The following is an 11,604-nucleotide window of genomic DNA, read 5'->3' on the forward strand; positions in this document are numbered from 1 at the left end:
CCATCACAACAATGGCCTACCGGAGCGAATACACGCCCGTCGTCCGGTCGCTGGAGTGCCTGCGCGGGATCTCGACCCTGACCGCGTTCGGTCTCGCCTTGGAAATAGGCGACTGGAACCGGTTCACCGGCTCCACGATCGGCGCATATCTGGGCCTGGTCCCGACCGAGCATTCCTCCGGGGCATCCCGGTCCCAAGGCTCGATCACGAAAACCGGCAACACCCACGCGCGCCGGCTCCTCGTCGAGGCGGCCTGGCACCACCGCAGACCATACGACCATCCATCCCACCTGATGCGGTCCCGATGGGAAATGGCCAGCCCGGATGCCAGGGCCCGGGGTCATGCCGGCAACCGGCGCCTCCACAACCGCTGGATCAGTTATCTCGAACGCCGCAAACGACCCGTCATCGCGAACGTCGCCATCGCCCGGGAGCTCGCCGGCTGGTGCTGGTCTCTGGCTTCCAGAACGGACCAGCCCAGCCAATAACCAACTAGATTCCGCGCTCGGCCAGCCCGGGCACGGACTGCCGGAACGTCCCTGCGGAGCGGTTTCTTGCAGCGCGTGGAGTAAACCCGCGATTCGACTATGGGCAGCCGGAAACGGCCATGCCCGACATAGCTAGACCAGCGGTAACCTCCAGCCGAACACTTCGTCCTGCGGTAACCAACCCGCGCATATCAGTCTGACCGCGCCGTCGCCATTGACACGCTGACCACCCCCGCCAGACACACCGGCAAGCAAAATGAGAAGCGGTCCCGGGCAACCCAACCCGGGACCGCTTCCCCACGCCCTTGACAAACGATCACTACATATCAGTCGATGGCCGCCATGAGCTCGACGGCGCGCTCCAGGAATGCGTCGACCTGGCTTTCCTCGTAGCCCTCCCGGCCCACTGCGGGACGGAACACGGCGCGCCGGACGTTGTCCACGCTCAGCGGCTGGTCCTCCTCGAGGTAGCCGATCAGCTCGTGGCAGAGGTCGTCGACGTCGGTGGTGTTGTAGCTGCGGGCCTTGGGCTTGGACGGGCGCCGGAAGCGCTGGCCGTCCGGGCGGTGCAGGCGCCCGCGCAGGACGCCCGCGAGCCGGCCGATTTCGCGCAGCCAGGCATCCTCGCCGCGTTCGGCAACGAGCTCATCGCGCTCGCGCCGGGCGAGGGCGTCTTCGAGCCGGTCCAGCGCGGCGTCCACGCCGGCGGCGGCATAGCCGCCCTTCACGGGATCGAAGGACACGGAGCGGACGTCCGAGCTCTTGATGGCGCGGGAGGCCGAGGACGGAGCTTCGAATGACACCCGTGCGCGCTGCAGGAAATCGTCGACCTGCCTGGCGTTGTAGCCATACTGGTTCCGCTGCACGCGGTCAAAAGACGCAGGAATCTGCCGTTGAATGTCCACTGTTACTTTGTTCCTTTGATGCCGTTCGGCTGGTTTGCTCGGCACCATTCTAGGCGCCGGAAGTGCTGGTCCGGTGCTTCTAGGCGGCTGTGAGGGCCGAGAACAGGATGAACGCCACCGGCGAGGCGAAGACAATCGAGTCCAGCCGGTCCATGACGCCTCCGTGTCCGGGGAGGATGCTGCTCATGTCCTTGATGCCGAGCTCGCGCTTGACCATGGATTCGGCGAGGTCGCCGGCGGTGGCGGCTGCCACCATGCCCACGGCGAGCACGACGCCGAACCACCACGGTTCGCCCAGCACGAAGATCATGGCGAGCACGCCCACGACGACGGCCCCGGCGATCGAGCCGGCGAAGCCTTCCCAGGTCTTCTTGGGGCTGATCTTGGGGGCCATCGGATGCTTGCCCAGGGAGGCGCCCACGAGGTAGCCGAAGGTGTCGTTGGCTACCACCAGGAGCAGCAGGGTCGCGATTTCCCACGCACCCGCCGGAATCACCCCGTCAGGCCACAGGCCTACCGGCGTCCCGCCGTCGGCGGTGTGCAGCAGCAGCGCCGCAAAGCTGATCAGGAACGGCACCCAGGACAGGGTGAAGACCCCTGCGAAAATGCTCCGGGCCGAACCGGCGGCGCCCTCCAGGGTCCGCCACAACAGCACCGCCACGCTGCTGACGAGCATGGCGAAGAGCAGGCTTTCGAGGCCGCCGAAGTAGGCGGCGATCGGCATGGCGACCGTGCCGACCATCACCGGCACGATCGGCAGGCGGGTGCCTGCGGCCTCAAGCGCACGGAAGATCTCCCAGACGCCGAAGATCGCAAAGGTGGCGGTCACCAGGACGAAGCCCAGCGGGAGGAACAGCAGGCCGCCGAGGACGCACACCAGCATGCCAACGCCCACCACCGTGGCGGCGGGCAGGTTCCGGCCCGCTTTGGGCGTTGGGTTCTCGCGCTGCTTCCCCCGCCTCCGGGCGCGCGGCCCGGAGGCCTCCTGTGCCTGATTCATCAGACCTCGAGCAGCTCAGCTTCCTTGCGCTTGAGCAGCTCGTCGATCCCGTCCACGTGTGCCTTGGTCATGGCGTCGAGTTCCTTCTCACCGCGCGCGCCTTCGTCTTCGCCGGCGTCGCCGTCCTTGACGAGCTTGTCCAGCGTTTCCTTGGCTTTGCGGCGGATGTTGCGGATGGACACCTTCGCGTCCTCACCCTTGGACTTGACGATCTTGACGTATTCCTTGCGCCGTTCGGACGTCAGCTCGGGAATGGTGATCCGGATGACGTTGCCGTCGTTGGACGGGTTGGCGCCGACCTCGGAGTCGCTGAGGGCACGTTCGATGTCGCGCAGGGCCGTCTTGTCGTACGGGGTGACGAGGATGGTGCGGGCATCCGGGACCGCGAAGGAGGCCAGCTGCTGCAGCGGCGTCGGCGTGCCGTAGTACTCGACGATGACCTTGTTGTACAGGCCAGGCGTCGCGCGGCCGGTCCGGATCGAGGCGAAGTCTTCCTTGGCTACCTCAACTGCCTTGTCCATCTTGTCCCCGGCTTCGAGCAAGGTTTCTTCGATCACGGTCTCTCCTCAGAAATTGGTGCGTCCCGGGGGCCGGGGCGCGGCACGTCTTCTTTGTGCGCCTGCCGTATTCCGCCGGGCGCTTTTGTCTTCCGCCTGGCGGCGGAAAGGTCCTGAAAACATCCTAGCCGTTGCTAGGGGGTGACGACGGTGCCCAGGTCTTCGCCCCGGATGGCGCGGGTGACGTTACCCTCGCCTTCCATGCCGAAGACCACCATTGTGAGGTTGTTGTCCTTGCACATGGTCATCGCGGTCTGGTCCATCACGCGGATGTCGCGGCGGAGGGCGTCGTCGTAGCTGAGGCGGTGCAGTTTCTCCGCCGTCGGGTCCTTCTTCGGGTCGGCGGTGTAGACGCCGTCGACGCCGCTCTTGGCCATCAGGACGACGTCGGCGTGGACCTCCATGGCACGCTGGGCGGCCACGGTGTCAGTGGAGAAGTACGGCAGGCCGGCGCCGGCGCCGAAGATGACAACCCGGCCCTTTTCCATGTGGCGGATGGCGCGGCGGGGGATGTAGGCCTCGGCGACCTGGCCCATGGTGATGGCGCTCTGCACGCGCGTTTCCACCCCGGCCTGCTCAAGGAAGTCCTGGAGCGCGAGGCAGTTCATGACGGTTCCGAGCATGCCCATGTAGTCGGCGCGGGAGCGGTCCATGCCGCTCTGGGACAGTTCGGCGCCGCGGAAGAAGTTGCCTCCGCCGACGACGATTGCGACCTCCACATCGGGAACTGCGGCGGCGATCTGCTTGGCCACGCCGCGGACGGTATCCGGGTCGACGCCCAGTTTCCCACCGCCGAAGACCTCGCCGGAGAGCTTCAAGAGGACGCGGCGCCTGTTCTTCTTTGGCTGGGCTGAAGTGGTGACGGTTTCCATGGTGCCTTCCCGTTGGTGAACTCTGAGTTAGGTTATCGTGCTGGGCGCCCAAGGCGGCATTCCGGCCGTGACCGGAAACGGTGCCTCACGGGTGCATGCAAAAGGGGTGGCCACCGTGGTGACCACCCCCTTAGCGTGTCTGGCTAGTGCCTGACTGGTGTCTGGCCAGTCTGACTAGGAACCGACGCGGAAGCGCGTGAAGGCAGTTGCCTTGACGCCGGCTTCTTCGAGGACCTGTGCGACAGACTTCTTGGCATCCTTGGCGAATGCCTGGTCAACGAGGACCTCGCCTTTGTAGAAGCCGGTAACGCGGCCTTCGACGATCTTGGTCATCGCAGCTTCGGGCTTGCCCTCGGCCTTGGCCGTTTCCTCGGCGATGCGGCGCTCGGACTCGACGAGATCGGCCGGAACGTCCTCACGGGTGAGGTAGTTCGGAGCCATGGCGGCGACGTGAACGGCGACGTCGTGGGCTGCGGTGGCAGCCGCTTCGCCTTCGCCGTCAACAGCGAACAGCACGCCGACCTGGGCCGGGAGGTCCTTGGAGGTCTTGTGCAGGTAAGCGTCGACCGTGGCGCCCTCGATGCGGGAGATGCGGCGGACAACAACCTTCTCGCCCAGAACGGCGCCCTCTTCGATGACGACCTCGGACAGCGGCTTGCCGTCGACCTCGGTGGCGAGCAGGGTCTCGAGGTCGGCAGCGCCGGACTCGACGGCCACAGCCAGGACCTTGTCGGCCAGCTGGATGAACTTGTCAGCCTTAGCGACGAAGTCGGTCTCGCAGTTGACTTCGATCATCACGCCGACGCCGTTGGCGACCTTGGCGGCAACCAGGCCTTCGGCGGTGGAGCGGCCTTCGCGCTTGGTAGCGCCCTTCAGGCCCTTGATGCGGATGATTTCGATGGCCTTCTCGGCGTCACCGTTGGCTTCGTCAAGAGCCTTCTTGACATCCATCATGCCGGCGCCAGTGCGCTCGCGCAGAGCCTTGATATCAGCGGCAGTGTAGTTCGCCATGTGAACCCCTCTGTCTAGAAATTTATGTGGTGTACGGACCGACAGGACGGCTGCTCACCGAGTGAGCGGCCATCCTGTCGGTACCCCCTATGCAGCTGAGCGCATGTGAGGAGATCCAGATTTACTTGTCTGACTACTTGGCTTCGTCGGCGGACGGTGCTTCTTCAGCAGCCGGCGCTTCCTCAGCGGCCGGAGCAGCTTCGGCGGCCGGAGCAGCTTCGGCGGCCGGTGCTTCGTCAGCAGCCGGTGCAGCCTCAGCGGCCGGCGCTGCAGCAGCTTCAGCCTTGTTGCCTTCGAGGAGCTCGCGCTCCCACTCGGCCAGCGGCTCTTCCGGAGCTTCCGTGGTGCCGGTGGCGCGCTGGTTACGGGCGATGAGGCCCTCAGCAACGGCGTCGGCGACAACGCGGGTCAGCAGGTTGACGGAGCGGATGGCGTCGTCGTTACCCGGGATCGGGAAGTCGACTTCGTCGGGATCGCAGTTGGTGTCCAGGATGGCCACAACCGGGATGTTCAGCTTCTTGGCCTCGTCGACAGCAAGGTGTTCCTTCTTGGTGTCAACGATCCACAGCGCGGACGGCGCCTTGGTCAGGTTGCGGATACCACCGAGGTTGGTTTCCAGCTTGGTGAGTTCGCGGCGAAGGAGCAGCAGTTCCTTCTTGGTGTAAGCCGAACCGGCGACGTCGTCGAAGTCGATCTCTTCGAGTTCTTTCATGCGCTGGATGCGCTTGGAGACCGTCTGGAAGTTGGTCAGCATACCGCCGAGCCAACGCTGGTTGACGTAGGGCTGGCCAACGCGGGTGGCCTGCTCGGCGATGGATTCCTGCGCCTGCTTCTTGGTGCCGACGAAGAGAACGGTGCCGCCGTGTGCAACGGTGGCCTTCACGAACTCGTAGGCACGGTCGATGTAGGACAGCGACTGCTGCAGGTCAATGATGTAGATACCGTTGCGCTCCGTGAAGATGAAGCGCTTCATCTTCGGGTTCCAACGGCGGGTCTGGTGTCCAAAGTGGACGCCGCTGTCAAGCAGCTGGCGCATAGTTACGACGGGCATGCCGACGCTCCTTCCGGCAGGTCATTCATGAGAGAGCCCATGGCCCTCTTACCCTGCCAATAGTTGACGGTTGTTTAGCATTCGCCCGGGGCGGGCGTTGCTCCTGGCATCCACTGCGCTTCCCATCCGCGCCATATGGACATGCCATGTGGAACGGACCGCAGGAGGCGCAGTCCTCCGCATCAGAAGTTTCAGGCTTCTTTTGAGGAGGGCTGGATACGCGTAGTCAGCTGCTGCTCCCCCGCACCCCTGAATGAGGCGTGCCGGCTTCGGCAATCACGAAGTATCGCGACTTACAAGCGTGAGGGCACAGCAAACTGCTCCACCAAGTGTACTACAGCGGCCCCGCCCAGGCGGACGGTTTTGCCGCGGCAACGGCACGGGGTTCCGGGGCTTTGGCGGGGGCCGGCGGGCACCTTATCCACATAGCCATGGCGGGAGATTCCGCCCGGGGCGCCGCCTTGGCAGGCTGGGGCCATGAAGCTCCCACTTGGCCTGCGGGCCTTGCTGCTGGCGGCACAGCTCCTGGCAGCACAGCTCCTGGCGGCATTGTTCCTGGCCGCATTGTTCCTGGCAACGTTCCTGGCGCCGCCCCCCATCACCGCCGACGCCGATATCGCTGCCGCCGCCCATGCCTCCGCCGCCGACGCCACAGACGCCGTCCTCTCCGGCCCCACAGACGCCGGCTACTCCGCCATTGCCGCCCGGGCTGCGATTTCCTCCGGCCGGGGCTCCCCGAGGGCGGGGCCGGTCCCTGCGTCTGCCTGGAGCTGGCCGCTGAGCCCAAGGCCGGCGGTGCTCCGCGCCTTCGATCCCCCGGCCAAGCCGTGGCTCAGCGGTCACCGCGGCGTCGACCTTGAGGCGCCCTTCGATGGCGCCCCGCTCAAGTCGCCCGCCGCCGGGACGGTGAGCTTTGTCGGGACGGTGGTGGACCGGCCGGTCATCACGATCGATCACGGCAACGGGCTGCGCAGCAGTTTCGAGCCGGTGGCGAGTTCACTGAGGGCGGGGTCCGCCGTGGCGGAGGGCGATGTCCTGGGGCAGGTGCAGACCGGCCACTGCGGCCCGGCCCCGCCCTGCCTCCACTGGGGCGTCCGCCGCGGCGAAGACTACGTCAATCCGCTGGCGTTCGTGATGGACCTTCGGCCTTCCGTTCTGCTCCCGCCCCTGAATCCGGGTCCGTGATGCAGCATTTGGCGCCGTCTTTGATGCGCGGCCAGTCCGTTGACGCACGCGGGCAGCCGCGGCGGGCGTTTGGCTTTGATGCGCGGATCGTCCGTTGACACCCGCGGGCAGCCGCGGCGGGCGTTTGGCGCCCGTCAGACGATCGCGGAAATGCCCGTGATAGCCCGGCCGGTGACGAGGGTGTTGATTTCGTGCGTGCCCTCGTAGGAGTAGATGGCTTCGGCGTCCGCAAAGACTTTGGCCATCTCGAAGTCCGTCACGATCCCGTTCCCGCCGAGGATGCTCCGGCCCAGGGCCACGCTTTCGCGCATCCGCGCGGTGGTGAACGCCTTGGCCAGGGCGGACTGCTCGCCCTTCGCCTCCCCCGCGTCCTCCAGCTGGGAAAGCCTCACCATCATGCCCATGGAGCTCACCGCATTGCCGAGGATCTGTACGAGTTGGTGCTGGATCAGCTGGAAAGAGGCAATCGGACGGCCGAACTGGCTGCGTTCCACGGCGTAGCGCCGGGCGACGTCGAAGGCCGCGAGCTGCTGGCCCACCGCTTGCCAGGCCACGGCCAGGCGGGTGACTTTCAGGACCTTGTTCGTGTCGCGGAAGCTGTTGGCGTTGGCGAGCTTGAAGAACTCCGGCACCACAACGTTGTCGAGCGTGATGTCAGCGTTCTGGACCGTGCGCAGCGAGATCTTGTTCTCAATTTTCACGGCACTGTATCCCTCGGCCTTGGTGTCCACGAGGAACCCTTTGACCTGGTTGTCGTCAACATCGCGGGCGTAGATGACCACCCAGTCGGAGAAAGTCGCGTTGCCGATCCAGCGCTTGGCTCCATTGAGGATCCAGTTATCGCCGTCGCGCCGTGCCGTGGTGCGCGTACCGCCGGCGACGTCGGAGCCGCCCAGGGGCTCGGTGAGGCCGAAGGCGCCGATCTTCTTGAGCGAGTAGATCTCGGGAAGCCACGCATCCTGCTGCTCCTGGGAGGCCAGGGCTTCGATAGAGCCGGTGAAGAGCCCGTCGTGGACGCCCATGAACGTCGCGATTGACGTGTCGGCGCGGGTGGCTTCCGCGTGCAGGATGCCTGCGAAGAGATTCGAGTAGCCCTGCCTCCGAACGGGGCTGACCAGGTCGATTTCGGCGAGCTTCGGGATCAAGTCCATGGGGAACTCCCCGCGATTCCAGCAATCGACGGCGATCGGCCGGACTTCGCGGGTAAGGAATTCACGGACTTCGGCCAGCCTGTCCTGCTCCTTGGCGCTGAGCAACTGCTCGAACGCAAAGAAATCGCCATCGGCGTAGGGCAGGTTGTGGATGTCGATGGCAGCTTTGGACATGGTGTTCCTTCACTCGATCAGCGGGGACCAAAGGGCGCGGGCTTCGCGCCGGCGATATGTTACTCATCAGTAACTTATCGCAGTGTCGGGACGCCTGCAAGTGCCGGCCCAATGAAAACCCGACAAACCCGACAAAAAGGGAGCCGCGGCCGACGTCGGATGTCAGCCACGGCTCCCGTGGTTGCGGACCCCGGATGAGGAGGCTGCCGCAGAAATGAATGTAGGGCTACTCGGACTTGAACCGAGGACCTTAGGATTATGAGTCCTTGGATAGTCCCGCGCCGGCGTCGGGAAGTATGGGGGCTGACTATCCCCCAGCTATCCACTCAGTTCAGAAATTGAGCTTGGCATCAAGCCGCGCGGCGCTCTCGTGCAGGTCCTCATCGAACAACCCCGCGTAGGTATCCAGCGTAAGAACGGCCGTGGCATGACCAGCTATCCGCTGCACAACTTTCACGTTTGAGCCTACGCGGATATGCAGGCTGACGGCAGTATGCCGGAGGTCATGCGGAGTCAGGACCGGGAAGCCAGATAGATCGGCGCGGGCTGCTTTCACTAGCGGAGTGAACACGTCCCGGCGGAAGTTCTCAGCGCGAAGAGTCAGACCACGCGGTGACGTAAACACGCGCTCGTCAGGCCTACGGCCCTCGACTGCAGCTTCCAGGCGCTTGGCCAGCTTGGCAGGTAGCGGCACAACCCGCGCCTTGCCGCTCTTAGGCGACTTCTCGACGCGGCCCCCCAGGTCCTTGGGTACGTCTGAAATGGAGGCCTCAACGCTCATAGACGCGTTGCTTCCAAGTGTGAGGTTGCCTACGCGGAGCGCTGCCAGTTCGCCGAACCGCAATCCGCAAAGGCCAGCCGTCAGGATCATGTCTTCATAGGGTCCTGCTTTGCCGGCGAAGTCTGCCAGCTGCTCCATCGTCAGATAAACGTGGTCGGTCCTCTTCTCAACCCTTGGCATGTAGTCGATGGAACCATCACGGAGCTTGGCCGGATTGCCGGGCAATAGGTTCAGCCTGACCGCATACCCGAGCAGCTGGGAAAACATCTTGGCAACCTGGCGCTTAGTGCTGGCCCCTGCGGGGCCGCCGTCGGACTCTAGCCCATTTATCCAGTCGGACACGTTGACGTAGCGGATGCTGGCCAGCGGAGTGTGGCCCCATCGCGGCTCCACAAACTTGGCGAACTGTGCCCGGTGCTTGGCATGCGTGGCCGGCGCCCATGGCTTGCCGCGAGCGCTGACGCTGAGCTTGAACGTAACGAACTGCTTGTTTAGCTGGGAGACGGTCATGGCCTTAGCCCGGGACATATCAACATGCGTACCGCTGGAGACGGCCAGCGTCTGCTCCCGATAGTGTGCTTCCGCCTCTTTCTTTGTACGGAATCGCGGCTGGCGCCGAGCCCCGGAGGCGTCCCGGAAGTCAGCAACCCATGGCTTTACGGTGGGCTTGTCGGGGAAACGCTCTCGCGCATCGTATACGGCCATGCCGACTATCCTAGCGGCCAACTATCCAGTGAAGGCCTGGGATCAAGCGGCCCTACGATTACCTATTTGCACCGTACTTGTACTACCATGCCCGTCGATGCGGGTTTGGACCCTACATCACGATAGAATTCGGTATCGGGTCCTGGGTTCCCCAGAGTTCCCTACCGATACCCGAAGCACCAACCACTCGATCTACTGGAGACCTTTCATGCTCAGCACCTCCCAGCACTGTAGACACAACGCAATCCGTCGTTGTGCTACACCGCTTGACCGCAAGGTCACGCCTGTGCACCGGGAGTCCTGTGAACGAGGAACCGCTCGAACCTGAGTACCTGAACCGCAAGCAGGTTGCCATCCTGCTTGGCGTCTCCGAGAAGTGGCTCGCCCAGAATGGCAAGGAGTCCGGCCCGCCCCGGTTCCGCTTCGGCGGGATGATCCGCTATCACGTTGCCGACGTCCGGAACTGGGCGAAGCAGCAGAAAGTGCCCGCATAGTGACGGCCGGCGGCCGCCTGGCGCGGCTTGAGGCCCTCGAGGCGCCTGCAGGGGCTTTGCGACGGGTACGTGACGCAACGGCACGGCGGGCCTTGCCCTGCTTCCACAAGGATTCGTACCTGTCTGCGGTCGCAGCGGCCCCTTTGCTTGCTTCCGAGAAGCGCACCATGGCCGCCCTGGTCGAAACGGTGAATCCCGACGGCTTCACCACCGTGGACCGCGAGACTGTGGCTGTCGACACCGGGCAGACCGTAAAGACCGTCACCCGGCACTGGCAGCAAGCAAGGGCCGCAGCCCTACTGGCAAGCAAGGCGCGCTTCAACAACTCCAGCGTGCACCTAGCCACCGTGCCGGGATCGGACGCAGCATTCCCTAGGGGCTGGGCAGTCGCCCCGCCCCTGCAAGGCCACTTCTGGACTGACACTGAGCTCGCATGGTGGGACTGCCCCGCCTCCCTTGACGGCAAGAATGCGCCGTGGGGAGACGCTCACCCACCGTTCTGAGAAATGTCCTTCTACATAAGGGCTAACTGCTAAACACGGCTCCGCCGTTTCAGCTCCCGATGGAGAAGTGCCGAGGGAACTACGCGGCTACTTGGCAAACCAGTCGCACTTCACCAAGCAACTGGCGGCAAGTCCCGGCCCCTTTTTGGGCCGCAGTGCCGCTGGTTGCCAGGTGACTACCGACACTGTTGCCACTGCGGCCGATGGGCGTCGGCTACAGCCGTAAGCGCGTTTTCCGAGCCTGACGTGCCCACTACATAAGAACGGGTGTGCACCAAGAAAGCCCCCAGCCTTTGCACGCATGTAAAGGCTGGGGGCTTTCGGTTGTTCAGCTCTTGAGTGACTGCTTGGCTGCCCTCTCCCTATCTACTGCCTCTTGGGCTGCGTCACGGCGAGCCAATGCGGCATTCATGTCTTCTCTCGTCGATTCGTTTCGGTCCCTTTTGGTTCGGACCTCATCAACGAGACGGTAGGCATCAGCCAATTCTCGCTCGGCTGGAGTCTCATTGGGCATGATTCTAATTTCGCTTGTCATGGGAGCATCATAAGCGCGTGCCAGGCTGGAAAGTCCTCAACTACAGGCAGTGGCCCGCTCAGCCCCGGGTGGACCGGGGTCACCTACCGTGGCCATAGACCCGTTAGGGCCGTTACAGCACCGGTCCACGGACGATACTCCCGACAATTGAACGACTGGCTACCTCCTCTCGCCAGGGAATACATCAATGAC

Annotated in this window: 12 protein-coding genes; 4 read left to right on the forward strand and 8 right to left on the reverse strand. The window is 64.3% G+C overall.

Translation table 11 applies throughout. From position 1 onward, the window contains the following. A partial coding sequence (locus Y706_RS0101700) for a transposase (RefSeq protein WP_028275229.1) occupies positions 1-488 on the forward strand: 488 nt, incomplete at its 5' end. Between the two features lie 326 nt (positions 489-814). On the opposite strand, the gene Y706_RS0101705 is transcribed toward Y706_RS0101700, so the two are convergent. The 6 genes from Y706_RS0101705 to rpsB all read right to left on the reverse strand — a co-directional run bounded on the left by Y706_RS0101705 (position 815) and on the right by rpsB (position 5,884). Next, a complete protein-coding gene (locus Y706_RS0101705) occupies positions 815-1,441 on the reverse strand; it encodes a DivIVA domain-containing protein (RefSeq protein WP_043434151.1) in 627 nt (208 codons plus the stop codon). 31 nt (positions 1,442-1,472) lie between these two features. Further along, the gene (locus tag Y706_RS0101710) at positions 1,473-2,393 is read right to left on the reverse strand and encodes a phosphatidate cytidylyltransferase (RefSeq protein WP_028275231.1); all 921 of its coding nucleotides are present in this window, start codon (positions 2,391-2,393) and stop codon (positions 1,473-1,475) included. Next, on the reverse strand, positions 2,393-2,950 hold the full coding sequence (frr, locus tag Y706_RS23015; RefSeq protein WP_018774548.1) for a ribosome recycling factor: 558 nt from the start codon (positions 2,948-2,950) through the stop codon (positions 2,393-2,395). The genes Y706_RS0101710 and frr overlap by 1 nt, the downstream gene beginning before the upstream one ends. A gap of 134 nt (positions 2,951-3,084) precedes the next feature. Then, entirely contained in the window at positions 3,085-3,822 is a 738-nt protein-coding gene (pyrH, locus tag Y706_RS0101725; protein ID WP_018774549.1) for a UMP kinase, read from the reverse strand. A 174-nt stretch (positions 3,823-3,996) separates the two neighbouring features. Next, positions 3,997-4,833: a translation elongation factor Ts gene (gene tsf, locus Y706_RS0101730; protein ID WP_028275233.1), complete on the reverse strand. Its 837-nt coding sequence runs from the start codon at positions 4,831-4,833 to the stop codon at positions 3,997-3,999. A 133-nt stretch (positions 4,834-4,966) separates the two neighbouring features. After that, entirely contained in the window at positions 4,967-5,884 is a 918-nt protein-coding gene (gene rpsB / locus Y706_RS0101735) for a 30S ribosomal protein S2 (RefSeq protein ID WP_028275234.1), read from the reverse strand. 477 nt (positions 5,885-6,361) lie between these two features. Here rpsB and Y706_RS23020 point away from each other — a divergent pair, with 477 nt between their 5' ends. Then, positions 6,362-7,069 (forward strand): M23 family metallopeptidase, encoded by a 708-nt coding sequence (locus Y706_RS23020; protein WP_028275235.1) that lies wholly within the window; start codon positions 6,362-6,364, stop codon positions 7,067-7,069. A gap of 134 nt (positions 7,070-7,203) precedes the next feature. On the opposite strand, the gene Y706_RS0101745 is transcribed toward Y706_RS23020, so the two are convergent. Both Y706_RS0101745 and Y706_RS23025 read right to left on the reverse strand, forming a co-directional pair. Continuing rightward, entirely contained in the window at positions 7,204-8,394 is a 1,191-nt protein-coding gene (locus Y706_RS0101745) for an acyl-CoA dehydrogenase family protein (protein ID WP_028275236.1), read from the reverse strand. A 331-nt stretch (positions 8,395-8,725) separates the two neighbouring features. After that, positions 8,726-9,880 (reverse strand): tyrosine-type recombinase/integrase, encoded by a 1,155-nt coding sequence (locus Y706_RS23025; protein ID WP_052354975.1) that lies wholly within the window; start codon positions 9,878-9,880, stop codon positions 8,726-8,728. Between the two features lie 302 nt (positions 9,881-10,182). Here Y706_RS23025 and Y706_RS0101755 point away from each other — a divergent pair, with 302 nt between their 5' ends. Beyond that, the gene (locus Y706_RS0101755; protein ID WP_043434153.1) at positions 10,183-10,374 is read left to right on the forward strand and encodes a helix-turn-helix transcriptional regulator; all 192 of its coding nucleotides are present in this window, start codon (positions 10,183-10,185) and stop codon (positions 10,372-10,374) included. 167 nt (positions 10,375-10,541) lie between these two features. Continuing rightward, a complete protein-coding gene (locus Y706_RS0101760) occupies positions 10,542-10,877 on the forward strand; it encodes a hypothetical protein (RefSeq protein WP_156945034.1) in 336 nt (111 codons plus the stop codon). Positions 10,878-11,604 lie beyond the last annotated feature (727 nt).

This window comes from Arthrobacter sp. I3 (genome assembly GCF_000520575.1).
Lineage (GTDB): Bacteria > Actinomycetota > Actinomycetes > Actinomycetales > Micrococcaceae > Arthrobacter > Arthrobacter humicola_A.

Bases quoted from the DNA above. Each gene is read 5' to 3' on its own strand.
- Y706_RS0101745 (WP_028275236.1), bottom strand. From the start codon at position 8,394: ATGTCCAAAGCTGCCATCGACATCCACAACCTGCCCTACGCCGATGGC.
- Y706_RS23020 (WP_028275235.1), top strand. From the start codon at position 6,362: ATGAAGCTCCCACTTGGCCTGCGGGCCTTGCTGCTGGCGGCACAGCTC.
- Y706_RS0101760 (WP_156945034.1), top strand. From the start codon at position 10,542: ATGGCCGCCCTGGTCGAAACGGTGAATCCCGACGGCTTCACCACCGTG.
- Y706_RS23025 (WP_052354975.1), bottom strand. From the start codon at position 9,880: ATGGCCGTATACGATGCGCGAGAGCGTTTCCCCGACAAGCCCACCGTA.
- Y706_RS0101710 (WP_028275231.1), bottom strand. From the start codon at position 2,393: ATGAATCAGGCACAGGAGGCCTCCGGGCCGCGCGCCCGGAGGCGGGGG.
- tsf (WP_028275233.1), bottom strand. From the start codon at position 4,833: ATGGCGAACTACACTGCCGCTGATATCAAGGCTCTGCGCGAGCGCACT.
- rpsB (WP_028275234.1), bottom strand. From the start codon at position 5,884: ATGCCCGTCGTAACTATGCGCCAGCTGCTTGACAGCGGCGTCCACTTT.
- pyrH (WP_018774549.1), bottom strand. From the start codon at position 3,822: ATGGAAACCGTCACCACTTCAGCCCAGCCAAAGAAGAACAGGCGCCGC.
- Y706_RS0101705 (WP_043434151.1), bottom strand. From the start codon at position 1,441: ATGGTGCCGAGCAAACCAGCCGAACGGCATCAAAGGAACAAAGTAACA.